Annotated in this window: 24 protein-coding genes; 17 read left to right on the top strand and 7 right to left on the bottom strand. The window is 59.9% G+C overall.

The window, feature by feature from the left end; translation table 11 throughout:
- Positions 1 to 118: 118 nt before the first annotated feature.
- Positions 119 to 523 carry a hypothetical protein gene (locus ACKWJN_RS00495; RefSeq protein ID WP_408593500.1) on the bottom strand — a complete coding sequence of 135 codons (405 nt, stop codon included), beginning with the start codon at positions 521 to 523 and terminating at the stop codon, positions 119 to 121.
- A 246-nt stretch (positions 524 to 769) separates the two neighbouring features.
- On the opposite strand from ACKWJN_RS00495, the gene ACKWJN_RS00490 reads away from it, so the two are divergent.
- From ACKWJN_RS00490 to soxA, 5 genes are read left to right on the top strand one after another with little or no spacing between them, the layout of a single operon-like run.
- Positions 770 to 1,654 carry a DMT family transporter gene (locus tag ACKWJN_RS00490; protein WP_408593498.1) on the top strand — a complete coding sequence of 295 codons (885 nt, stop codon included), beginning with the start codon at positions 770 to 772 and terminating at the stop codon, positions 1,652 to 1,654.
- Complete coding sequence (locus ACKWJN_RS00485; protein WP_408593496.1) at positions 1,651 to 2,064, top strand: c-type cytochrome; 414 nt, start codon at positions 1,651 to 1,653, stop codon at positions 2,062 to 2,064. Before ACKWJN_RS00490 ends, ACKWJN_RS00485 begins: the two co-directional genes overlap by 4 nt.
- 11 nt (positions 2,065 to 2,075) lie before the next feature.
- Entirely contained in the window at positions 2,076 to 2,528 is a 453-nt protein-coding gene (locus tag ACKWJN_RS00480) for a thiosulfate oxidation carrier protein SoxY (protein WP_408593494.1), read from the top strand.
- Between the two features lie 4 nt (positions 2,529 to 2,532).
- Positions 2,533 to 2,871 carry a thiosulfate oxidation carrier complex protein SoxZ gene (locus ACKWJN_RS00475; protein WP_408593492.1) on the top strand — a complete coding sequence of 113 codons (339 nt, stop codon included), beginning with the start codon at positions 2,533 to 2,535 and terminating at the stop codon, positions 2,869 to 2,871.
- Between the two features lie 5 nt (positions 2,872 to 2,876).
- Positions 2,877 to 3,656 (top strand): sulfur oxidation c-type cytochrome SoxA, encoded by a 780-nt coding sequence (gene soxA, locus ACKWJN_RS00470; protein ID WP_408593491.1) that lies wholly within the window; start codon positions 2,877 to 2,879, stop codon positions 3,654 to 3,656.
- 86 nt (positions 3,657 to 3,742) lie between these two features.
- Here the strand turns inward: soxA and ACKWJN_RS00465 are convergent, their stop codons facing one another.
- Genes ACKWJN_RS00465 through ACKWJN_RS00450 form a run of 4 tightly spaced genes read right to left on the bottom strand, consistent with a single transcriptional unit; the run spans position 3,743 to position 9,786 of the window.
- Positions 3,743 to 5,953 carry a molybdopterin cofactor-binding domain-containing protein gene (locus ACKWJN_RS00465; RefSeq protein WP_408593489.1) on the bottom strand — a complete coding sequence of 737 codons (2,211 nt, stop codon included), beginning with the start codon at positions 5,951 to 5,953 and terminating at the stop codon, positions 3,743 to 3,745.
- Positions 5,954 to 5,964: 11 nt separating this feature from the next.
- On the bottom strand, positions 5,965 to 6,465 hold the full coding sequence (locus tag ACKWJN_RS00460; RefSeq protein WP_408593487.1) for a (2Fe-2S)-binding protein: 501 nt from the start codon (positions 6,463 to 6,465) through the stop codon (positions 5,965 to 5,967).
- 26 nt (positions 6,466 to 6,491) lie between these two features.
- Complete coding sequence (locus ACKWJN_RS00455) at positions 6,492 to 8,702, bottom strand: SulP family inorganic anion transporter (protein WP_408593485.1); 2,211 nt, start codon at positions 8,700 to 8,702, stop codon at positions 6,492 to 6,494.
- Positions 8,703 to 8,718: 16 nt separating this feature from the next.
- Complete coding sequence (locus ACKWJN_RS00450; RefSeq protein WP_408593503.1) at positions 8,719 to 9,786, bottom strand: alpha/beta fold hydrolase; 1,068 nt, start codon at positions 9,784 to 9,786, stop codon at positions 8,719 to 8,721.
- A 143-nt stretch (positions 9,787 to 9,929) separates the two neighbouring features.
- Between ACKWJN_RS00450 and ACKWJN_RS00445 the strand changes: the two genes are divergently transcribed.
- From ACKWJN_RS00445 to ACKWJN_RS00435, 3 genes are all read left to right on the top strand, one after another.
- Positions 9,930 to 12,038, top strand: coding sequence for a TonB-dependent receptor family protein (locus tag ACKWJN_RS00445; RefSeq protein WP_408593483.1), 2,109 nt, complete (start codon positions 9,930 to 9,932; stop codon positions 12,036 to 12,038).
- 105 nt (positions 12,039 to 12,143) lie between these two features.
- On the top strand, positions 12,144 to 13,385 hold the full coding sequence (locus ACKWJN_RS00440) for a PQQ-dependent sugar dehydrogenase (RefSeq protein ID WP_408593481.1): 1,242 nt from the start codon (positions 12,144 to 12,146) through the stop codon (positions 13,383 to 13,385).
- Positions 13,382 to 13,981 (top strand): c-type cytochrome, encoded by a 600-nt coding sequence (locus ACKWJN_RS00435; protein WP_408593479.1) that lies wholly within the window; start codon positions 13,382 to 13,384, stop codon positions 13,979 to 13,981. The genes ACKWJN_RS00440 and ACKWJN_RS00435 overlap by 4 nt, the downstream gene beginning before the upstream one ends.
- A gap of 32 nt (positions 13,982 to 14,013) precedes the next feature.
- Here ACKWJN_RS00435 and ACKWJN_RS00430 read toward each other — a convergent pair whose 3' ends face one another.
- Positions 14,014 to 14,535, bottom strand: coding sequence for a MarR family winged helix-turn-helix transcriptional regulator (locus ACKWJN_RS00430; protein WP_408593477.1), 522 nt, complete (start codon positions 14,533 to 14,535; stop codon positions 14,014 to 14,016).
- A gap of 101 nt (positions 14,536 to 14,636) precedes the next feature.
- Between ACKWJN_RS00430 and ACKWJN_RS00425 the strand changes: the two genes are divergently transcribed.
- Both ACKWJN_RS00425 and ACKWJN_RS00420 read left to right on the top strand, forming a co-directional pair.
- Positions 14,637 to 15,806 carry an ABC transporter substrate-binding protein gene (locus tag ACKWJN_RS00425; RefSeq protein ID WP_408593475.1) on the top strand — a complete coding sequence of 390 codons (1,170 nt, stop codon included), beginning with the start codon at positions 14,637 to 14,639 and terminating at the stop codon, positions 15,804 to 15,806.
- 17 nt (positions 15,807 to 15,823) lie between these two features.
- A complete protein-coding gene (locus ACKWJN_RS00420) occupies positions 15,824 to 16,900 on the top strand; it encodes a Rieske 2Fe-2S domain-containing protein (protein WP_408593473.1) in 1,077 nt (358 codons plus the stop codon).
- Here the strand turns inward: ACKWJN_RS00420 and ACKWJN_RS00415 are convergent.
- Positions 16,892 to 17,782, bottom strand: a complete 891-nt coding sequence (locus ACKWJN_RS00415) for a LysR substrate-binding domain-containing protein (protein ID WP_408593471.1) — start codon at positions 17,780 to 17,782, stop codon at positions 16,892 to 16,894. The two genes, ACKWJN_RS00420 and ACKWJN_RS00415, sit on opposite strands and share 9 nt — an antisense overlap.
- A 111-nt stretch (positions 17,783 to 17,893) precedes the next feature.
- Here ACKWJN_RS00415 and ACKWJN_RS00410 point away from each other — a divergent pair, with 111 nt between their 5' ends.
- The 7 genes from ACKWJN_RS00410 to ACKWJN_RS00380 are packed head-to-tail and all read left to right on the top strand — an operon-like array spanning position 17,894 to position 23,366.
- Positions 17,894 to 18,784 carry an amidohydrolase family protein gene (locus ACKWJN_RS00410; RefSeq protein ID WP_408593470.1) on the top strand — a complete coding sequence of 297 codons (891 nt, stop codon included), beginning with the start codon at positions 17,894 to 17,896 and terminating at the stop codon, positions 18,782 to 18,784.
- 16 nt (positions 18,785 to 18,800) lie between these two features.
- Positions 18,801 to 19,613, top strand: coding sequence for an SDR family NAD(P)-dependent oxidoreductase (locus ACKWJN_RS00405; RefSeq protein ID WP_408593468.1), 813 nt, complete (start codon positions 18,801 to 18,803; stop codon positions 19,611 to 19,613).
- 16 nt (positions 19,614 to 19,629) lie between these two features.
- Positions 19,630 to 20,598 carry a Bug family tripartite tricarboxylate transporter substrate binding protein gene (locus tag ACKWJN_RS00400; RefSeq protein WP_408593466.1) on the top strand — a complete coding sequence of 323 codons (969 nt, stop codon included), beginning with the start codon at positions 19,630 to 19,632 and terminating at the stop codon, positions 20,596 to 20,598.
- A 37-nt stretch (positions 20,599 to 20,635) separates the two neighbouring features.
- Complete coding sequence (locus ACKWJN_RS00395) at positions 20,636 to 21,160, top strand: carboxymuconolactone decarboxylase family protein (RefSeq protein WP_408593465.1); 525 nt, start codon at positions 20,636 to 20,638, stop codon at positions 21,158 to 21,160.
- Position 21,161: 1 nt separating this feature from the next.
- Complete coding sequence (locus ACKWJN_RS00390) at positions 21,162 to 21,773, top strand: hypothetical protein (RefSeq protein ID WP_408593463.1); 612 nt, start codon at positions 21,162 to 21,164, stop codon at positions 21,771 to 21,773.
- 10 nt (positions 21,774 to 21,783) lie between these two features.
- Positions 21,784 to 22,374: a carboxymuconolactone decarboxylase family protein gene (locus ACKWJN_RS00385; RefSeq protein WP_408593461.1), complete on the top strand. Its 591-nt coding sequence runs from the start codon at positions 21,784 to 21,786 to the stop codon at positions 22,372 to 22,374.
- Between the two features lie 32 nt (positions 22,375 to 22,406).
- Positions 22,407 to 23,366 carry a Bug family tripartite tricarboxylate transporter substrate binding protein gene (locus ACKWJN_RS00380; protein WP_408593459.1) on the top strand — a complete coding sequence of 320 codons (960 nt, stop codon included), beginning with the start codon at positions 22,407 to 22,409 and terminating at the stop codon, positions 23,364 to 23,366.
- The last annotated feature ends 60 nt before the right edge of the window (positions 23,367 to 23,426 follow it).

Here is a 23,426-nt window from a genome sequence, read left to right as displayed (position 1 = left end):
AATCCACTGCTACTAGGATTCGATGCCAGCAATGCTTTAAATTGTTCAGCTCCGTATGCGGCGACAGCGAGACGAGAGCTTTCATATTGCTGCTGAAGTTGTGACTTAGTTGGTTCCGTCATACCTTCTCACTTTTATTTAATTTCGCATAGACACCTACACCTACGATCACAAATAACAAAGAAAAATATTGAATCCATTGTTCGATTAATTGAATCTTTTGCGTATCTCCAACAACCTGAATAAGTACGATCCCAACAACAAAACTGCCGATAACCATTAAAAGCGCAGCCTTTCTAAATAAGGACTGATACCTGATAACTTGAGGTAACGTCGCCAACAAAAGCAGGCAAGTGGATGGCCATAAACCGAACCAAATTGAAATTCCATCGAACGCCCTAGTCCAGCTAATCCCATCCATACCCGCAAGCAACCGAACAAATGCCCACAACACCAGAATCCAAATCAACGAACTCAACCGCTTGGATTTGGGGTTTTCTTGTGTTGTCCCGGCAGTTTTCATATTTGTATTCAAGCTTGTCAGCAGTCGAATTACCAAACGCCTTGTCCAAACCTTGCAAAAATGCCACCTACTTAATCTAAACATCCATTTAAATACAAAGGTATCCATCACTTACATTTAATCCAAGAGACCAACACAAAGCCCTCAGTCGCCTGCGTTGCAACCTCTGTGACCTACCAACCCCTTTTATGCAAAACTCAATGGCACCTGGCCCCCTCTGAACCCTCATCACCACGAACGCACCACGTGTCCTTATCCGCCTTCTCCACCCTGCTGCTCATCGCCTTCATGATGGGCTCCAACCACGTCGCCGCACGTTTTGCGTTTGAAAACGGCGTCGATGTCGCCACCGCCATGACCATGCGCAGCAGCGTGACTGCGCTGGTGTTGACGCTGCTGATCTGGCAACAAAAGGTGCAGATCTCTCTCACGCGGCAAAACAAGCGCGCCTTGTTGGGGGTGGGTGTGTTGGTGGGCGTGCAAAGCTTGTGCATTTATTCGTCTGTGGCGCGCATCCCTGTGGCATTGGCCCTGCTTGCTTTCAACACCTACCCGTTGTGGACCAGCTTGTGGGCGTTTTTGATTTACCGCCACCGCCCTGAAGCCGTGACGCTGCGGGCCATGCCCGTGATGTTGGTGGGCTTGGCTTTGGCCTTGGACGTGTTGGGCGCTGCCTCAGGTTTGGGGGCGCAGGGGCAGTGGTCGCTGATTGGCATTGGGGTGGCGTTTGCCATGGCTGCGGCTGCCACGTTTGCCTTGGCCTTGGTGTTCATTCAACACGAGACCGTAGGGGTAGACGGCCGCGTGCGCACCTTGAGCACCATGACGTGTGCCGCCGTGATTGGCCTGGTGGCTGTCAGCACACAAGGTGGTTTTCATCTGCCTACCGCTGACGCGGGTTGGTGGGGTTTGATGGGCTTGACGCTGATGTACGGCACGGCGTTCACCATCATGTTCACGGTGTTGCCGCGCTTGGGCGTAGTGGGCAATTCGGCCATCATGAATGTGGAGCCCATCTTTGCCTTGGTGCTGGCCTGGGTGCTGTTGGGCCAAGCCATTGCACCCGTGCAAGTGCTGGGGGGGTTGGTGGTGGTGGGCACGGTGATGTTTTTGGGGCTGCGCAAGCGATGACCAGCCTGCGCATGGGTTTGGCAACGCTGCTGGCCTTGGCGGGCTTGTGGGCCAACACGGCCACAGCACAAACCTTGAGCGATGCCGAGCAAGGTTTGCGCATCATGGCCAACCGCCAACAAGGCAATTGCGTGACGTGTCACCAGGTGAGTGTGCTGCGCGACGCCAAGGGCATCGACGGCGCAGCAGGCAAGCAAGGCGACTTTGGGCCTACGCTGGACGGCGTGGCCAAGCGTTACAGCTTGGGGCAATTGCGCCAGTGGGTGATGGACGCACGCAAGCTCAGCAGCAACACCCTCATGCCGCCATTTGGCACCCTTGAAGGCACCACACAAGCCAACCCAGAACGGCCCATGCTGAGCGCAGATGAGATAGACAAGGTGACAGCAGCCTTGGCCACTTTGCGCTAGAGTGCCAACCCATGTTGTTCTCACACACCCCACTGGCCCGCCGAACTTGGCTTGCAAGTTTGGGGCCCTTGGCTGCGGGCGTGTTGGCCACGCCAAACGTGCTGGCAGCCGCAGAGCCCAATTCGCAAGCCGAGTTGCAAGCGCGTGCATTGCAAACGGCCGGCATTGAGGTGGTGTTGCCTCCGTTGGCCGACAACGGCAACGCCATTCCGCTGCAGTTCACACTCCAAGCGCCTGCCGGCAAACAGTTGGTGGGCTTTGAAATCATTGCCCCCGAAAACCCCAATCGCGTGATCTTGCGGCTCAAGCTGGGGCAAGCCCAAACGCGCTTCAAGTTCAACACCCGCGTTCGCTTGGCCATGAGCCAAGAGGTCTGGGTGTTGGCACACCTCAACGACGGCAGCAGCCTGGGCCGTGGCACCCACACCGTGGTCACCGCCACAGCGTGTTTTGACGAGACCTGACGCCATGGCACACACGCTTGACCTGCCTGTTCGCTTGTCGCTCTCGGGGCCTGTGCGCCCCAATGCCGAGGTGGAGGTGCGCTTGCTGTTGGGGCATGTGATGGAAACGGGTTTTCGGCACGACAGCTCTGGCGTGCAAGTGGCCAAAGACATTTTGCAATTCGTCAAAGTGCATGTGGGCGACGTGCTGGTGTTTGAAGCCGAGTTGGGCACCGGCATGGCTGCCAACCCGATGTTCTTTTTTTCATTGACCTTGCCGCCCCAAGCAGGCGACATGGTGGTGAGTTGGGCCGACCACCAAGGCCGAACCGGGCAACTCAGCCGCCCCTTGGTTTACCGCTGAGCGCCATGCACCGCGTCAGCCACAGCCACTGGCCCCGGGCTTTGCTGTTGTGTGCAAGCTTGGCTGCACCACTGCTGGTTCATGCACAAGCGCTGCTGAGCGGCAACCAGTTTTTAACACCGCAGTTGCAAGCCATGCAACAAGACGCGGACGCCAACCCGGTCACCCTGTGGATAGAAAAAGGGCAAACCTTGTGGGGCAACAATTGCCAAAGCTGCCACAACACCCCCGACACCTTGCGCAGTGCAGCAGCACAACACCCACGGCTGGTGACACGCGAGGGCAGTGCGCGCTTGGTCAACCTAGAAGATCAAATCAACGCGTGCCGCCAGCGGGCAGGCCAAAGCCCCAAAGGCGTGGAAGACAGCGACACACTGTCGTTGAGTGCCTTGCTGCACAGTGTGGGCAAAGGCCAAGCCATGCATGTGCAAGCACCTGCCGATGCTGCAGGCCAACAACGCTGGCAAGCCGAGTTGGCGCAAGGCGCGCAGCTGTACGCCACCCGCATGGGGCGGCTCAACTTGGCGTGTGTGCATTGCCACGACGGCAAGGTGGGCGCCAACCTGCGCGCTGAGGTGGTGAGCCCCGGGCATCCCAGCGGTTTTCCGATCTACCGCTTGAACTGGCAAAACCTGGGCTCCATCGACCGCCGGTTGCGTGCCTGCTACTCCGGCGTGCAAGCCACGCTGCCCGCGTCAGGCAGCCCAGCCTTGCGTCAGCTGGAGCTCTACCTCAAGGTGCGGGCTCAAGGCATGCCTTTGGACGGGCCGTCGATACGGCGTTGACAAGCCCGCCGGCAGGAATGCGTCCATGTTGGGCATGAATAGAAAAAGCCCAACTGCAAGCAGTTGGGCCCTCCAAACGCAAACGTTTAAACCAAGGTCAAGCCATGCTTGCGCAATGGCAAGTCGCGTTGCGGTTTGCCGGTTGCGGCATAGATCGCATTGAGCACTGCCGGGCCCACCACGCAGATGGTGGGTTCGCCCACGCCACCCCAGAAGTCGCCTGTGGGCACCAACACGGTTTCCACCTTGGGGGTTTCTTTGAGACGCATCAAGGGGTAGGTGTCAAAGTTACGCTCTTTCATGCGCCCTTTCTCCACCGTGTTTTCACCCAAGAACACACCCGACAAGCCCATCACCACCGAGCCCTCAATCTGCGCACGCACCTGAGCGGGGTTGACCACGTGGCCTGAGTTCAAGGCAAACACCATGCGGTGAATCTTGACCTCGCCTTTGGGCGAGACCGACACCTCGGCCACAGCGGCCGAGTAACTGGCGTAACCCATGAACTGCGCAATGCCCCGGAACACGCCCGGTGGCAGCGGCTTGCCCCAGTCGCCCGCTTCTGCTGCCGCGTTGAGCACGCCCAAATGCTTGGGGTGGTTGGCCATCAACGCGCGACGGAACTCCAGCGAGTCTTTGCCCGCAGCACGGGCACACTCTTCCAAGAAGCACTCCATGTAAATGCCGTTTTGGTTGGTGTTGACACCACGCCATGGGCCCACGGGCACATGGGTGTTGCGCATCACGTACTCGGTCAGCAAGTTGGGAAAGCTGTAACCCAGTTGGGCATCGCCCGGTTCTGCCCAAAAGCCCTGCAATTGACGCACGTCTTTGTTGTTCTTGATGGCCATGGGGGCCAACAAGGCATTGAGCGACTGGCCCGACACACGCAAGTGAAACGCGGTCATGTTGCCTTTGTCGTCAATGCCGGCAGACATCTTGGCCATCGAGACCGGACGGTAAAAGTCGTGCGTCATGTCTTCTTCACGGCTCCACACCAGCTTGATGGGTGTGCCCGGGAACTTCTTGGCCACCTGTGCCGCTTGGTCCACGTACTCTTGTTGGCCACCGCGCCGGCCCAAGCCGCCGCCCAAGTCCATTTTGTAGACATCGCATTGCTCCAGGGGAAAGCCTGTGGCTTCGGCCAGCGCGGCCAGCGAAGCCTCGGCGCTTTGCGTGGGCACCCAAGCCTCGGCACGATTGCCTGTGATGCGCACCGTGCAGTTCATGGGCTCCATCGTGGCGTGGGCCAAAAAGGGGCTGGTGTAAGTGGCTTCTACTTTCTTGACCGCTTGCGAGATGGCAGCGGGCGCATCGCCTTCTTTGCGTTGCCAGAAGTCGCCATTGGCCGTGAGGCCTTCGCGCAGCATGGCGTCGATGGTGGCGCTGGACGCATTGGCGTTGACCCCGTCGTCCCACACCACAGGCAATTCAGCCAGGGCGGTCTTGGCATGCCAGAAGGTGTCGGCCACCACGGCGAGCGTGCTGTCGTTGATCTTGACCACGCCTTTGACACCGCGCATCTTGGCAATCTTGCGGTCATCAAAGCTCACCAACTTGCCGCCAAACACAGGGCTTTGCATGACCGCAGCATTGAGCATGCCAGGCAGCTGCAAATCGATGCTGAAAGTCTTGCGACCGTCCACCTTGTCGGCGGTGTCCAAGCGACGCATCGACTTGCCCGCAATGCGCCATTGGCTGGGTTTTTTCAGCGTGATCTTGGCTGGATCGGGGGCGGTCAGCTTGGCCGCATCGTCGGCCACTTTGCCGTAGCTCAGGGTGCGGCCTGAGATGGCGTGGGTGATCACGCCTTCTTTGGCCATCACTTCGGCCACCGGCACGTTCCAGCGGTTGGCCGCTGCTTGCATCAGCATCAGGCGGGCCGCAGCGCCGCCGCGACGCACGTAGTCGTGCGAGGTGCGAATGCCACGGCTGCCGCCAGTAGACATATCGCCCCAGGCGCGCTTGCGTGCCAGGCTTTGTCCGGGGGTGGGCATTTCGGTGGTCACTTTGGACCAGTCGCAGTCGAGCTCTTCGGCCACCAACTGGGCCAGGCCGGTGCGTGTGCCTTGGCCCATCTCTGAGCGGGCAATGCGAATCACCACCGTGTCATCGGGTTTGACCACCACCCAAATGTTGATTTCATTGGGCGTGAGCGTGGTGTACGCGGCTTGCGCCATGGCATTGGGCGCAAAGCTCAGGCCCAAGGCCAAGCCACTGCCCACTGCGGCAGAGCTGACCAAAAATTGGCGACGTGATGTGGTGAGCGCGGTGTTGGGTGTTGAGGTCTGTGTCATGGTGTGTCTCCTCAAGCTTGAGCGTTGATGTCAACCGACTCGTAAGACGCCAACACGTCACCGAGTTTCATTTGGCCCGCAGCCACGTGGATGGCGTCGCGGATGCGCTGGTAGGTGCCGCAGCGGCAAATATTGCTCATGGCTTCGTCAATGTCTGCGTCAGTGGGTTTGGGTTTGCGCGCCAACAAGGCGGCGGCGGCCATCACTTGTCCCGATTGGCAATAGCCACACTGGGGCACGTCCAACTCGGCCCACGCTTTTTGCACCGCATGGGTGGCGTTTTTGGACAGCCCTTCGATGGTGATGACCTTCATCTCGCCCACCGCCGACACAGGGATGGAGCACGAGCGAGCGGGTTGGCCATTGAGGTGCACGGTGCAAGCGCCACATTGCGCCACACCGCAGCCATATTTGGTGCCGGTCAGTCCCAGCACTTCGCGCAAGGCCCACAGCAGGGGCATTTGCGGCTCTGCGTCCACGGTGCGGACGGTTCCATTGACATTCAGTTTCATGCTCAGTCTCCTTAGGTTCGAACGAATCAAGTTTGGCGCAATTCGCGCAATTGTGCATTGGCATAACGCAATCGGTCGGCAATGGCCAAGGCCACGGCGCGCATGACGCTGATGCTCATCACAGGGTCGCCCACCGCCACTTTGGCAAAGGCGCGGCGGTCGATAGAAATCAATTCGGTGTCGCGCGTGGCTTGCACATCGGCCGAGTGGGCACGTCCGTCCAAGAACGACATTTCACCAAAAAACTGTCCTCGGCTGAAGGTGGCCAAGTGGATGGTCTTGCCGTCGGCCACAGGCAAGCTGACCTTGACCTCGCCTCGGCTGATCAGCATCAACTCGTGCCCCACCGTGTCCGCAGCAAACACCATGTCCCCGGCCTGGTAGGTTTGCACCACCTTGCAGGTGTCCAAGGCCGCCAGCTCAGCGTCGTTCAAGCCGTGGAAAACCTCGAACTTGCCCAAGGACAAGCCTTGGCCTGACACGTGCTCGTGACCCGCGAGTTTGAGGGTTTCGTCTTCGATCCACTCCAGCGCTTCGTCGAACTCGTCAAAAATTTTGGCCGTGTTGTCAGACAGCAACCCAATGTGGTCCACATAAGTGCGCAGGTCTCGCCCGTTGGGCAAACGCTCGGGCACACGGGTGAGCACCAAGCGAGCATTTTTTTCCGCCAGCATGTTGCGAAGACGCTCAATCATGTGGCCTGCCGTCATGTCCATGGACTGCACGCGCAAGAAGTCGAGCAACACAAAACGCGCACCGCTGAGCTCTGGCTCGATGGCGTTGTAAAGCTGGTCGGTGGTGCCGAAGAACAAGCTGCCTTGCAATTCAAAAATCACCGTGTGTTGGCCTTGGTCTGCCAACACGTCAAGCTCGTATTGGTTGCGCACACGGGACGAAAACACCTTGCTACCGAAGCTCTTGCGGCGGATGGTGGAAGTGTGAATTTGCTCGCGCAAGAACAACAGAATGGCCATGGCCACACCCACGCCCGAGGCAGCAATCAGGCTCACGGTGTTGGCCACGATCACCACCAACACGATCACACCGAAGTCGAGCACCGTGTCTTTGGATCGCACCATTTGGAATGAGTGCCAGTCGATCATCTTGAACCCAATGACGATCAACAACGCAGCCAACGCAGCCACGGGCACCCAAGCGATCAACGAGGTCAACAAGACAATCGCCAGCAACGACCACAGCCCTTGGAACACGCCCGACAAATAAGTGGCGCCGCCACTGGCTTTGTTCACCAAGGTCGCCCCCATGGTGCCTGCCCCGGGTGCGCCACCGATCAAGGCCGACGCCAAGTTGCCCAAGCCTTGCCCAATCAGCTCTTGGTTGGAGTTGTGGCGCGAGCCCGTCAACGCGTCCAACACCACACAGGTTTTGAGGGTGTCAATCGACAACAACACCGCCAAGGTCGCAGCGGGAAATACGATGTGCTCCCAATGTGGCAAACCAAACTCAGACAAGCTCTTCCAGGGCCCAGCCAAGGTGTCGAGCAAGCCCTCACCGCCCTCAGCCAGCGGGCCAATGATCAAGGGGTTGTCATGCAGCGCGCGCAACTCCGGCCAGGCCGTCAAAGCCAGCAACCAATAGGCTGCCATTCCTGCCAGCAAACCCTGGATGACCGCGGGCACGCGCGTAGACAAACGCGGCGCCAGCAACATCACCCCAGCGGTGGCCCCGCCCACCACCAAGCTGGGCAATTGCCACAGCCCAGGCGCCATCAAGCCTTGCCACCAGTTCATGCCTTTGGGCAAGGCCATCCATTTGGGCAGCTGGCCCATCACGATGATCAGACCCACACCACTCAAGTAACCGCTGACCACAGGAAACGGCATGTATTTGATGAGTTCACCGATGCGCAACAACCCAAAAGAGATTTGCATCAAACTGCTCAACAGGGCCACCAAAAACAAGGTCATCACCACCGCCCCCACGCCACTGCCTTGTTGCGTCATTTGGATGGTGAGGGCCGACAGCACCGCCGCTGCCGGCGCGCAGGGCGCCGAGATCAAGCGCTGCGTGCCGCCAAAGGTGGCTGCAATCAAGCCCAAGGCGGCCACGCCCAACATGCCTGCCAAAGCGCCTTTGGCGCCAAACTCAGCCCCCAAGGGCGAGAAGATGGTGACCCCAAATGCGATGGCAGACGGCAAGGCCACCAGCATGGCGGCAAAGCCGCCCCAGATGTCGCCCGATAAGTGGTTGGGCGCCTGCAAGGTGTGTGTGCTCATGCGCTTAGCCTAGCATTCAACGGGGGGCACTCCCTCTGGGTGTTTGCGCCAATAGGCCCATGAGTTCGGCCTTCCACCATTTGGCTTGGCCTGTCGTGCCGTGGCCCGAAGTTTGGTCTGACGCTGGAATCAACAACAAGCGCGCCGTGGGCATACGTTGCAAAGCTTTTTCCATCAAACCCAAGCTGGGCGGATTGCGCTCGTCGTCGGCCGAGTTGATGGCCAAGACCTTGGCCTTGATCTTCTCCAAATGCGGGTTGGGGTTGTAGTCGCGTGAAGCTTCCCACAAGTACAAGTGGTTGTTGGCGTCCGCCGTGGACGGCGCTTTCAGGCTTTGGTCAAGCCAGGCGTCGGCCTGTTCACGCGTGGGGGCTTTGCGGTACAGCCCTTGATCGCCGCCATTGGTGGCCAAGGTGAAAAACACATTGGCAAATTGCAAGCTGGGCGGTTGGGTGGTGTAGTTGCCGTTCAACCACGCGGGGTCTCGACGGATCGACTCCACGATGAAACGACGCATCATCCAGTTGCGCCCCGACATGGGGTTGGGCGTGGAAGCCATGGGCACCAACACGTCCATGAAGTCGGGATGCGTCACGCCCCACACCCATGCGTGCATGCCGCCCATCGAGTTGCCCAGCACCATGCGCACATGCTGGAGGCCCAAGCCCTCGGTCAGCAAGCGGTGATGCGCCGCCACCATGTCGTCGTAGTTGAAGCGCGGAAACTGGGTGCGCAAACCGTCAGACGGCTTGCTGGAGCGGCCCGCCCCCAAGGCGTCGGGCAAGATGATGAAGTACTTTTGGGCATCCAAGGCTTGGCCAGGGCCAAACAACTCACCCGCCAACTCTGGCGTCAAAAAACTGCCACCCGCACTGGTGGTGCCATGCAACAACACCACCGGTTCGCCACGCGGGTCTCCCACCGTGGTGTAGGCCAGCCGCACCTCGGGCATCACCTCGCCCGTGTGGAAGCGAAAGTCTTTGGCCACCCACACCCCGGTTTGTGGGGAGGGGTAGTTTTGGGCATAGCCGATGCAGGCGCTCAAGAGACCCAACAGTGCCAACAGTTTTTTCACAACACGCATCATGTCTGTGCTCCTGCCCTGAGCTTTCAGAGCCAACCGGCACTCTACTGATTTAGCGCCAGACGGGTGTCACCCATGCAACTGCCGAGGTCGATGCGCCCCCTAAGATCGCTCCCCATCTGCTGTTTGAAAGAAAGTTGCGTGTGCTGAACCGACTGTTTGCCGCTGCCGCCTTGGGCACCGTGTGCGCCGCGCCTGGGCCTGTGCTGGCTCAACCCGAGCCTGAAGCCTTGACCGAGGTGACGGTCCAAAGCGGGCGCTTGGCTCAAAAACAATTTGACGCGCCTGCGTCGGTCTATGCCATCGATGCGCAGACCATCCAAAGCTCAGGCCCCCAAGTCAACTTGTCGGACGTCTTGGCCCAAGTGCCTGGCGTGGTGGCCCTGAACCGCAACAACTATGCGCAAGACGTGCAAATCTCCATCCGTGGATTTGGCGCGCGCTCAGCCTTTGGCGTTCGTGGCATTCGCATCATCACCGACGACATTCCCGCCACCATCCCCGATGGCCAGGGCCAAACCTCCACCGTGAGCATGACCTCTGCTGAACGCATCGAAGTCTTGACGGGACCTTTGGCCCAACTTTATGGCAACGCTTCGGGCGGCGTGATTCAAACCTACACCCGCGAAGCGGGGGATCAACCCGAATTGCGCAACCAACTGACCGTGGGGTCGTATGGCCTGACCCGGACCGACTGGCAAATCAGCCAACGCAGCGGCACTGTCGGCCTGGTGGCCGACTACAGCACCTTTGGCACCAGCGGCTACCGCGACAACAGCGATGCGCGCCGACAACAGCTCAACAGCGTCATCACCGTCGACGCCCAACCCGACACCCGCGTCAAGCTGATCCTCAATGTGTTGGACATGCCCTACGCCAAAGACCCCACCGGTCTGAACGCGGCCGATGCGCGTGCCAAACCCACGTCCGCCACGGCCTTGGCGGTGTTGAATGGCGCGCAAAAAACCGTCAGCCACCAGCAAATGGGCGTGGTGGTCGATCACCGCTTCAGCAGCGACTTGAGCGCCAAGGCGCGCATCTATTCGGGCACGCGCGAGACGCTGCAATACCAAGCGGGGACCGCCACCTCGACGCCCCCCAAAGCCACCTGGGTGGGCTTGAACCGCGATTTCGATGGCTTTGGATTGCAACTCAATGGCAAAGCCAAACTCGGCCCTTCACAGCGCTTGGATTGGGTGATTGGCTTTGACCAAGACCACTCGGTGGAGCAACGCCAAGGCGGGGCCACGCAAAGCGGCGTCAAAACCACGGGGCTGACGCGCAACGAGTCCAACCAAGCCAAAAACAACGATTACTTCGCACAAGCCAACTGGCATCTGGCAGAGCGGTGGACCCTCACCACCGGCGCTCGCAGCAGCGAGGTGGTGTTGAGCAGCGTCAACCAATGCTGGGATGCCAGCTGCACCGCCAAGGGCGACACCGGCAGCGCCACCTACAAAGCCACCAGCCCGGTGTGGGGTGTGACATGGCATGTGCGCGATGACCTCAACCTCTACCTGAACCAAGGCAAAGGGTTTGAGACCCCCACCTTGTCTGAGACGGCGTATCAAAACAGCACCAACACCGGAGGCTTCAACTTACAAGCCTCCAAGAGTGAGCACTGGGAGTTGGGCAGCAAGTGGTTGCCCAACGCCAACTCGCGCCTTGACGCCGCTTGGTTTCACATCAAAACCGACAACGAAATTGCCGTTGACGCATCGGCTGCCAACACCTCGTACAAAAACGTGGGCCAAACCGTGCGTGAGGGCGTGGAAATTTCTGGGCGCAGTTTGATCACCGCGCACTGGCGCACACAGGCCTCTTACAACTACATCAGCGCCACCTACCAACAAGGCTTTGCGGGTGTTCCTGTGGGCAACAGCCTGCCCAGCATTCCGGCGCGGCAACTTTTCTCGTCCCTGCAATGGTCTGAGAAAGGGTTTGCCCTGCCCGGCCAAAAGCCGGCATTGGGCACCGAGTTGTCACTGGACTGGATGGCACGCTCGCAAGTGTGGGCCACCGACCTCAACACACCTGGCACCAGTGCGGCAGGTTTTGGCCTCTTGAATGCGCGGGCACGCCAGCGCTACCAGTGGGGCGAAGCGCAGATTGAAGCGTTTGTGGGCATTGACAACTTGACCAACAAAGACACGGTGGGCTCGGTCATCATCAACCAAAAGGCATCCCGCTATTTCGAGCCAGGCCTGGCACGCAACTGGGTGATGGGCGTGCAAAGCCGCATCCCCTTGTAAGCCTGCCCTAGCAATTACCCTCACACCCAGACCCTGAATCGCCTTTGCGACTCGCCTGCGGTTTGACTTCGTTTTAAATCCCACACCTCATACAAGGAGACCTCCGTGCAACAACGACGCTTCATCCGCACGCTGCAAAACGCAGCACTCACCCTGGGCCTGGGCTTGGCCAGCGCTGGTGCCTTCGCGCAAGCAGCGCCTGCTGCGCCCGCCGCAGCCGCCATTCCGCCCACCTGGGCACAAGGTCGTACCCCCGATCAAGTGGCGCTGAATTTGACGCCCAACCCACCCGGCATGACCGCCTTGCCAGCCAGCGACATCCCCACCCAAAACCTCAAAGCCCCTGCCGGCTTCAAGGTGGAGTTGTGGGCCACGGGCATGCCCAATGCACGCTCGATGGTGCAAAGCCCCAGCGGCACCTTGTTTGTCGGCACCCGCTTCACGGGCAACGTGTATGCCGTGATCGACAAAGGCGACAAGCGCGAAGTCAAAACCATCGCCAAAGGTCTGCACCGTCCCAACGGCGTGGCCTTCAAAGACGGCTCGCTGTATGTGGCCGAGTTGTCGCGCATCATCCGCTACGACAACATCGAAGCCAACCTGGACAACCCACCGGCACCTGTGGTCGTGTTTGACGCTTTGCCCAACGACGAAGCCCACGGCTGGAAGTTCATGAAGTTGAGCCCAGATGGCAACTACCTGTATTTCCAAATCGGCACCCCCGCCAACATCGTGGCACAGCCGGTCACGCATGCCACCATCGTGCGCCTGAACCTCAAGACCAACAAACTTGAAACCATGGCCCACGGCGTGCGCAACAGCGTGGGCATGGACTTCCACCCCGTGACCAAAGAACTCTGGTTCACCAACAATGGACGCGACTGGGTGAACGACGATCTGCCCAACGACACCTTGCACCGCCTCACCCGCAAAGGCATGAACTTTGGCTATCCCTTCTGCCACCAAGGCGACTTGCTGGACCCAGATCACGGCAAAGGCCGCAGCTGCGACGAGTTCGACAAGCCTGTGTTGAAGATTGGCCCCCACGTGGCGGCTTTGGGCATGCGTTTTTACACCGGCAAGCAGTTCCCAGCCGAGTACAAGAACAACATCTTCATCGCTGAGCACGGCTCTTGGAACCGCACCAAGAAAACCGGCTACGACGTGGTGCGCGTGGTGCTGGATGCCAAAGGCAACGTGACCAAAAAAGAAGTCTTCATCTCGGGTTGGGCTTCGGGCGAAGACTACTTCGGTCGTCCAGCCGACGTGCATGTCTTGAAAGACGGCTCGATGCTGGTGTCTGACGATGTCGCGGGCGCGATCTTTCGCGTGACCTACGCGAAATGAGCTTCTTGAAGCTCTCCAAGGCCATTCAAGGAATGGCCTTTTTTACGTTGGCGCTCACCAGCACGCTGGCGGTAGCTGCGCCCGATGCGGCGGCCGGCAAAGCCAAGGCCCAGGTGTGTGCGGCATGCCACGGCGAGCAGGGGGTGTCTGCCATCCCAGGCGTGCCGCATTTGGCCGCACAGCCTCCGCTGTCGGTGTTCTACCAGTTGCTGCAATTTCGTGACCAACGCCGCAAAGGCGGTGGCATGGAAGCCATCGCCTCCAACCTGAGCGAGCAAGACATGCGCGACATTGCCGCGCATTACGCCGCGCAGCCGGCTCCCCCTGCCCAATCGGGCGGTGACGCCGCCAAAATTGCCAGAGGCCAAACCATCGCTCAACAGCAATATTGCTCGTCATGCCATGGTGCCCAGTTGCAAGGCCAAAAGCATGTGCCACGTTTGTCGGGCCAGTCGAGTGAGTACTTCACCACCCAGCTGCGCAACCTGCGCTCTGGCGCACGTGCCGACATGGACGGCACCATGGGCAGCGCCGCCCGCAGCTTGACCGACGAAGAAATTGACGCCATGGCGGTTTACTCCGCCAGCTTGCCTTAGGGCCAGGCCTTGGGTGGTTTGAAGCGCAGGGCCTAAGTGCTGGCCTTGCGCTTGGCCGGCTGCGCTGCATCCACCTGGGTCCACAACGGCGCCCGGCTCTCGTCGTTGTGCAAGTGGACAAACTTTTGCAGCAACTTCATGAACACCTTTTGCTCAGCGGGGGTCAAGGGTGACAGCAGTTTTTCGCGCATGCGGTAGACGCCGTTGACAGTGTCGTCCAACAGCTTTTCTCCCTCTGAGGTCAAACGCAAACTCAGCAACCGTCGGTCCACGGTCGAGACGGTGCGCGCAATCAGCCCGCGCTTTTCCAACTTGGCTGCGGTCAATGCGGCCGATGAGGTGTCAATGCCAATGAGCCGGGCCAAGCGCACTTGGTCCACGTCGGGTGTTTCGTGGATCATGCGCAAAATCGCAAACTCTTTGGGGCTGACAAAGTCGCCCACCTCCTCTTGAAACATGCTCACCGTGATTTGATGGGCACGACGCATCAGGTGCCCCGGTTGATCGTAAAGATCTGCGGAGACCGATTGGCGAGACGTGGCTTGTTTTTTCATGACGCTGGTATTTTGGGGCAAGGGGTTAGGGTATTTCCGTGCACGGCTTGCGAAAGCCATGAAATACCATGAAACCTTCAGCATACTGAAGGAATACACCCGTGACCCATCGCCCATTTTCCAAACGCGCCTTCTTGGTTCAACTGGCCTGTGCGGCTGCGTGTGTGCCCAGCTTGGCTTTTGCGCAAACGACCCCCTTCAAAGTGGGCTTGATCTTGCCCATGACCGGGCCTTTTGCATCGACGGGTCGACAAATCGATGCTGCCGTGAAGCTCTACATGGCGGACAACGGCAGCGACGTGGCAGGGCGCAAAATTGAAGTGATCTTGCGCGACGACGGCGGCGTGCCCGATCAGTCCAAGCGCATCGCCCAAGAGCTGGTGGTCAACGACAAGGTCGATGTGCTGGCTGGTTTTGGCATCACCCCATCGGCCTTGGCCGCAGGCCCCATTGCCACGCAGGGCAAAACACCTGCCGTCATCATGGCGGCGGCCACCACGGGCATCGTGGCGACATCACCCTACTTGGTCCGCACCAGCTACACCTTGTCGCAATCGGCCGGCACGATGGCCGAGTGGGTCAAGCGCCAAAAAATTGGCCGTGTGATGACCATGGTGTCCGACTACGGCCCTGGCATCGATGCCGAGAAAACTTTCAAAGAAAACGTCGAACGTGATGGCGGCAAAGTGGTGGGCGAGATTCGCGTGCCCATGCGCAACCCCGACTTTGCGCCCTATCTGCAAAAAATTCGCGATGAAAAACCCGACGCCTTGTTTGTGTTCATTCCCTCCGGCCCCGCCGTGAGCCTGATGAAGCAGTTCACCGAACGCGGCTTGGACAAAGCGGGCGTCAAGCTGATTGGCGACGGCGGCGTGACCGACGACGACACCTTGAACGACATGGGCGATGCTGCGCTTGGCGTGGTGACCTCGTTCCACTATTCCGCCTCACACGAATCGGCCTTGAACAAAAAATTTGTCGCTGGGTTTGCCAAAGCCAACAACGGCATGCGGCCCAACTTCATGGCGGTGGGTGGCTACGACGGCATGCACGTGATTTACACCGCCCTCAAGGCCACCAAAGGCCAAGGCAAGGGCATGGAGTTGGTCGATGCCATGAAGGGCCTGAGCTTTGAGAGCCCACGCGGCCCCATCCAAATCAGCGCCCAAACACGCGACATCGTGCAAGACGTGTACATCCGCAAAGTTGAACGCAAAAACGGACAACTCTGGAACACCGAGATCGACACCGTCAAAGCCGTGACCCCTTGAGTTTGAGAGAACACACCATGAGCGCTCCCACACAACCGGTTCATTTGACAACTCACGCACGAACCTTTCCATTGAACCGCTGGTGGATCGCTGGGTTTTCTTGGGAGCTGAAAGACCAACCTGTGGCGCGCACCCTGCTGGGCCAGCCCATGGTGTTGTTTCGCACACCCGATGGACAAGTCGCCGCGCTGCAAGACCGCTGCTGTCACAAAGATTTGCCGCTGTCGTGCGGCAAGGTCGAAGGCCGTGGCTTGCGTTGCGGCTACCACGGTCTGCTGTATTCGCACGAGGGCACGTGCGTCGAAATTCCGGGGCAAGACAAAATTCCGGCCAAGGCCAAAGTGGTGTCTTACCCCTTGCGCGAGAAAGACCAAATTTTGTGGGTGTGGGTAGGCGACACGCCCGATGCCAGCCCCCAAGATGAACCGCCCGCCTACCCGGTGCACAGCGACCCCAAGTACAAATTTGGCGGCGACTGCTACCACTACGACGCGCCCTTCATGCTGATCCACGAAAACCTGCTGGACTTGAGCCACCTGGGTTACGTGCACACCAAAACGATTGGTGGCAATCCCGCCATCCACATGAATGCACAGTTGACCGTGAGCCAAGAGGGCGACACGGTCAAGGTCACGCGCTTGATGCCCAACTCAGAGCCGCCCCCGACCTACACCGCCGCTTGGCCGTTCAAAGGCCGGGTGGACCGCTGGCAAGAGGTGGCATTTCATGTCACGCATGAGCTGATCTGGACCGGTGCCATGGACGTGGGTTCGGGCAGCTACGACGACCCCCACCGCGAAGGCTTTCACATGCGTGGCTTGCATGGCGTGACGCCAGAGACCGACACCACCACGCATTACTTCTGGACCATTGCCACCAACCCCCACCCCGAGAAAGACAACATCGTCGATCTGGTGGTCCAGCAAACTGCCGCCACCTTCCTCGAAGACAAAGTGATCATCGAAGCGCAATGGCAAAACCAGCAACGCTTTGGCCATCCACCGCAACTCGACATCCATGTGGACGTGGGCCCCAACCGCGCCAAGCGGGTGGTCGAGCGTTTGCTGACCCACGCGTCCAAAGGCTCAGCGTGAACCATAGTGCTGCTGTATCAAGCGCCGCAACAGCTCCAAGCCATAGCGTGTGAGTTGTGTGGCGGGACGCGCTTTGGGCACGGCCACCGTGAAGCGGTTGCGAATTTGAGGTGAAGTGATCTGCGCCACATGCGGCGGGGTGCGCAAAGGCCACGACTTCAAGGCGCTCACCGGCAGTACCGTGTTGGCCACGCCACGTGCCACCAAGGGCAGCACGGTTTGGATGGAGTCCACCTCGGCCACCACCCTTAAGGTCACGCCGCGCGGCTGCACCGCGTCTTCGAGTAACTGGCGCAAGGCATGGGGGCCGCTGGGCAACACCAACTCGTACTGCCCCACATCGGCCAGCTTGATGCGCGCAGGCAGCGCGTGCGACGAGATCAGCACCAGGTCTTCCCGCACCAAGGTCTCCAGCGTCAATTGGGGCGAGTTGGGTGGGTCAAACAACACCGCCAGATCAATGCGCCCGGCAATCAACCACTCACGCAAAGGCACGCTCAAGCCTTCGGCAATGCTGATGGACGCGTCGGGGAACTGTTGCCGAAAGCTCTGCACCAGGTCGGTGGTCATGGTGTGTGCCACACGCGGGGGCAAGCCAATCGTCAAACGACCACGCGGGCTTTTGTGGCGCTCGCGCATGTCGGCCTCGGCACGTGCCACGCCTTCAAACAAACCACGCGCATGGCCCAACAACGCCAAACCCGTTTCGGTGGGCTCCACGCCACGGCCATGGCGGGTCAACAAGCGGTGGCCGGTTTCTTCTTCCAGCAAAGCAATTTGTCGGCTCAAGGCAGGTTGCGACAGGTCCAAGATGGCGGCAGCTCGGCTCAAGCTGCCCGCATCAATGACGGCCACAAAGTATTCCAAGCGTTGCAAGTTCATGCTGTGGGCAAACCCTTCCAATCTTTCATCTCAGCCATCCGTTTTACTGATAACTGATATTTTCAAAAGGTCAATTTTAAGGTGGCAATTGCGCCCAAAATTGCACCCACCATGACACCTACCCCCACCCCCGTTCAAACCTACATGACCACCCCGTCTCAGCCGGGCTGGCAACTGCCCGCTCACGCCTGCGACGCACATGTGCATGTGTTCGGCCCCACCGCCCGATTTCCCTACGTGCCCGGGCTGCAAAAAGTTCCGGCAGACGCCCCCAAGGAAGCCTTGTTTGCTTGGCACCAGCAGTTGGGCTTTGCGCGCTGTGTGGTGGTGCAGTCCGCCGTGCACGGCATGGACAACCGTGCTGCAGAAGAAACCCTGCAAGCCGGGGGCGGTCGCTACCTCGGCGTGGCCTTGGTGCCGGTGGACGTGGACCTTGCAGAATTGAAGCGCTTGGCAGCGCTGGGCTTTCGTGGCGTGCGCTTTAACTTCATGAAGCACTTGGGCGCAGGGGCCGACCCACAGGCCCTGATCGCCCTCACCCACCGCTTGGCCGATTGCCAGATGCATTTGCAAGTGCATTTCGAAAGCAGCTTGGTCCATACCCTGGGCGACGTCTTCCAACAGTCGGCGGTGCCGGTGGTGATTGACCACATGGCCCGTGTCGACGCCACGCTCGGCGCGCAGCATGCCGACTTTCAGGCGCTGTGCCGCTTGCTGGACGACCCCATGTTCCACGTCAAAGTCAGTGGCATTGACCGCGTCGACGAGAAAGTGCCCCTGGCCTCTCCGCCTTACCCCCACGGTGTGGCCTTGGCCAAGTATTTGGTCGACACCTTCCCCACCCAATGCGTGTGGGGCAGTGACTGGCCGCACCCCAACCACACCCACGTACCGGACGACGGTGTGCTGACCGACGCCATCCAGCGCATCGCCACCACGCCCGCGCTGGTGCAAGCGCTGTTGGTGGACAACCCACAAGCGCTGTACCGCTTTGAACACTGACCCACTAGGACACCCCATGACAGGACGTATGCAAGACAAAGTGGTGCTGGTCACCGGCGCAGGCTCGGTGGGCCCGGGCTGGGGCAATGGCCGGGCCATCTCGGTGCGCATGGTGCAAGAAGGCGCCCGTGTGATGGCCCTCGACCGCGAGCAAGCGCGACTGGAAGAAACCCTCTCACGCGCCCAAGCCGTGACAGGCGTCAACCACGGCGAAATTGCCTCCATGACCTGCGATGTCACGAGCAGCGAATCCATCGCCCAAGCGGTGCGTGCCACGGTCGAAAAATTTGGCCGCATCGATGTGCTGATCAACAACGTCGGCGGCTCGGCCCCCGGTGGCCCGGTGGAGATGAGCGAAGAGGTGTGGCACGCACAAATTGGCCACAACCTCACCAGCGTGTTTTTGACCTGCAAGCATGTGCTGCCGCTGATGGAAGCCCAAGGGTCTGGTGCCATCGTCAACATGGCCTCGACCTCGGGCATCCGCTGGACGGGGGCCGCCCAAGTGGCCTATGCCGCCACCAAAGCGGCTGTCATTCAAATGGGCCGCGTGACCGCGGTGCAATACGCCAAGAAGGGCGTGCGCGTGAACACCGTGGTGCCCGGCCAGTTGCACACCCCGATGGTGGAAACCCGCTTGGCCAAACAACGTGCGGGCGGCGATGTCGAAGCTTTGCTGGCCCAACGCCAGTCGCGCATTCCCTTGCCCTTCATGGGCGACGGCCAAGACACGGCCAACGCCGTGCTGTTTTTGGCCAGCGATGAGGCACGCTTCATCACCGGCACCGAAATCATTGTCGACGGCGGCATGTCCGTGCGTTGCGACTAAACCCCTGGAGACTCTCATGACACGCTTGACCCAACGACGCCTGCACCAACTGCTGGCCCTGAGCTTGCTGGCTGGCCTGACCACTTTCGCGTCAGCGCAAACCAAAACCACCCGCATCTTGGTGGCTTTTCCACCGGGTGGCCCGGTGGACTTTGTGGCCCGCACATTGACCGATCAACTCAGCAAAGAGTTGGGACACCAAGTGATGGTCGAAAACAAGGCCGGGGCCAACGGTGCGATTGCGGCCGACACGCTGCTCAAAGCGCCCGCCGATGGCCAAACCCTGTGGCTCACCAGCGTGGGCGCGGTGGCCATCAACCCCTCGCTCTACCCCAGCTTGGCCTATGACCCGGTGCGCGACTTGGCCCCGGTGTCGCTGGTGGTGAACAACGTGGAAATGCTGGTGGTCAACCCCAACAACCCGGTCAACACCCCGCAAGAGTTCATCGCCGCAGCCAAACTCAAACGCGTGACCATGGCGTCATCTGGCACCGGCAGCGTGCCGCACTTGGCCATGGAATTGTTGGCCGACGCCACCCACACCGACTTGGTTCACATCCCCTACAAAGGCGCCGCTCCCGCCATCACCGATGTGATGGCCGGCCATGTGGATGGTTTCTTTGGCGACATTCCCGGCCTGATGGGCCAAGTGCGCAACGGCAAGCTCAAGCCGGTGGCCATTGCAGCCACCCGCCGTCACCCGCTGTTTCCCGACGTCAAAACCTTCCAAGAAATTGGTGTGCCCGGTGTGGACTCGGACAACTGGTACGCCCTGTTTGCGCACAAGAACACGCCACCCGCCGAACTCGAGCGCCTCAACCAAGCGGTGCGCCGCACCTTGGTCACCGAGAGTGTGCGCAACAAACTCATCGCCTCTGGCGCCGAGCCCTCGGGCAACAGCTCGGCTGAGCTGAGCGCCTTGCTCAAAGCCGACATGGCCAAGTGGGGCCGTGTCATTCGCCTCAAGAAAATCACCGCGGACTGACGCGATCGATCCCCCAGCAACAAGGAGTCCACACACCATGACAGACACTGCACGCCTTCACCCCATCACGCCTGGCACACAGCCTGCGTTGGCCGAACTCGAAGCCAAGATCGTGGCCAAACGCGGCAAGGTCACGCCGCTCTACCAGTACCTGCTCAACAGCCCCGACATGGCCCAGGGCTGGGAAGAGTTCACCCGCGCCGTGCGCCAGCGCAACAGCTTGCCTGGCGACTTGCGCGAGCTGGTGATCTTGCGCGTGGCCGTGCTCAACCGTGCGCCTTACGAATTTGATGCCCATGTGCCTTTTGCTCTGAAAGAAGGCCTGGCCGCCCACAAGGTCGATGCGGTGAAAGAAGCCACCCTCTCACCCGCGTTCAGCGAACTCGAACACGTGGTGCTGGAACTCACCGACACCATGACGCGTGACATCGAGGTGCCAGACGCTTTGTTTGCCCGCATCCACGAACACTTCCAAGGCCAAGCGCTGCTGGACTTGTGCATCACCATCGGCGCCTACAACATGGTCTCGCGCGTGTTGGTGGCGCTGCACATTGGGCACTGACATGCCCACACAACTGTGCGATTCCTTGTTGCTGAAAACCAGCCGCGCTTACCCACCGGGCAGCGTGGCACGTTGGCACGAAACCCTGGCCGACACGCCATGGGCTCAAGCGCGTGTGCAAAGTGTGGCCACGGCGAAAGCCGAAAACGGCCAACCCATGCACCACACCTACTTGCATTTGCCCCAAGCCACAGAACTCGACAGCGCCTACTGCCTGGCCTTTGAAAAACGCTGGCATGCATTGACGGGGCACACGGCCCAAGTGTCTCGGCTGCGGGAAGCGCTGCGCTGCGAAGGCGCCAGTTTTGGCGAGACACCCGGCGTGCACTATGTGGTGGAAACCGACACCGACGAAGGATGGGAAACAGAGATCTTTCGTTGGTACGACGAAGAACACATGCCCGGTTTGGCCACGGTGCCCGGCTGCATTCTGGCGCGTCGCCTGCTCAACCTGGACCATGGACCGCGTTCGTTTGCCAGCTACGACTTGGTCAACCGCGAGACCTTGGGCTCCCCCGCTTGGCTGGCCGTGCGTGGCACCGCCTGGAGCGACAAATGCCGCCCACACTTCGTCCACACGCTGCGCACGATGTTTGAAAACCCCAACGCCTGAGGACCCCACCATGACCGAACGCTTCTCGCAACTGCGCTACGAAGACCTGGCCCCCGAGGTCAAACCACTGGCCGATGACATCCTCAAAGTCTCCAGCGCGGCGCTGGGCGGCCCCTACAACGCCTTGCTGCGCAGCCCCGACATGGCGCGACGCTGCTTTGACTTTCTGGATTACCTGCGTTTCAAAACATCGGTCAGCAAACGCTTGAACGAATTTGCCATCCTGATCCAAGCCCGCATTGCCAACGCGCAATACGAGTGGTGGGCCCACGACCCGATCGCGCAAAAAGCAGGGCTGTCACCCGCCATCATTGAACAGTTGCGCCAATGCCAACGCCCGCAAGGCATGCAAGACGACGAAGCCTTGGTGTATGACTTTTGCATCCAGCTGAGTTTGAACCACCGCGTGCCCGACGACTTGTGGCAACGCGCCATCGACAGCTTGGGCGAACAAGCCGTGGTCGACCTCACCGTGCTTTCAGGCACCTACGTGATGGTGTCGATGTTGCTCAACGCCACACAGGTGGCCATTCCCAACGGGGGTGCCGAGCCGCTGGAGGTGTTGTCACCGCTGGACATTCGCCAACGCTTGCTCAGCTGAACGCACCCTACTTTTTCAACCAGGAGTTTGTGATGCGCCAACCGACTTGGAAGATCTGTTTGATGGGCCTGTTGCTGAGTGCAGCCCAAGCTTGGGCACAAAGCAACACCGTGCGTTTGGTGGTGCCATTCGCCACCGGTGGCCCCACCGACATTGCCGCGCGGGTGATTGCACCGCTGCTGTCAGAGGCCATGGGCAAGACGGTGATTGTGGACAACCGTGTGGGCGCCACAGGCGCCATTGGCGCCGAGTTTGTAGCGCGTGCGCCTGCTGATGGCCAGACCATTTTGTTTGGCACCAGCAGCATCATGGCGGCCAACCCGGCGCTCATGCCCAAACTCTCGTTCGACCCCGTGCGCGACTTTGCGCCGGTGAGCTTGATCGCCACGATTGAAAACATCTTGGTGGTGCATCCCTCGGTACCTGTCAACAACGTGCCCGAGTTCATCCGCTACGCCAAAGACAACCCGGGCAAATTGTTTTATGGCTCCTCGGGCATTGGCAGCACCTACCACCTCGGTGCCGAGATGTTTGCCAACATGACCAAAACCCAGCTCTCGCATGTGCCCTACAAAGGCCAGGGGCCTGCGGCCCAAGACCTGTTGGCCGGTCATTTGCAGCTGATGTTCGATGCCTTCAACTCAGCGGTGCCCAACATCAAGGCGGGCCGGGTCAAAGCGCTGGGCATTGCCAGCGCCAAGCGCCACCCCGACTTGCCCGACCTGCCCACCATCAGCGAACAAGGTGTGCCCGGTTACGTGACCACCATCTGGATTGCCTTCTTTTTGCCAGCCAAAACACCCACGGCCGTGGTGGAGAAAATGAACGCCGATTTGAAAACCATTTTGCAACGCCCCGATGTGCGTGAACGCTTTGCCAAGTTGGGCATGCAGTCGGCCAGCTCCAGCACCGGCGAACTCGACACCTTGCTCAAACAAGAATTGGCCTTGTGGAGCCGCGTCGTCAAAGACGGCAACATCAAACCCGAATAACGCGTATCCATACCCCTGTCTCTTATACACATCTGACGCTGCCGACGAATAGCCTTGTGT

The organism is Limnohabitans sp., assembly GCF_046052825.1.
Classification (GTDB): Bacteria; Pseudomonadota; Gammaproteobacteria; order Burkholderiales; family Burkholderiaceae_C; genus Limnohabitans.
The sequence above is the reverse complement of the archived record's forward strand: the minus strand, read 5'-3'. Positions and strand labels throughout refer to the sequence as shown.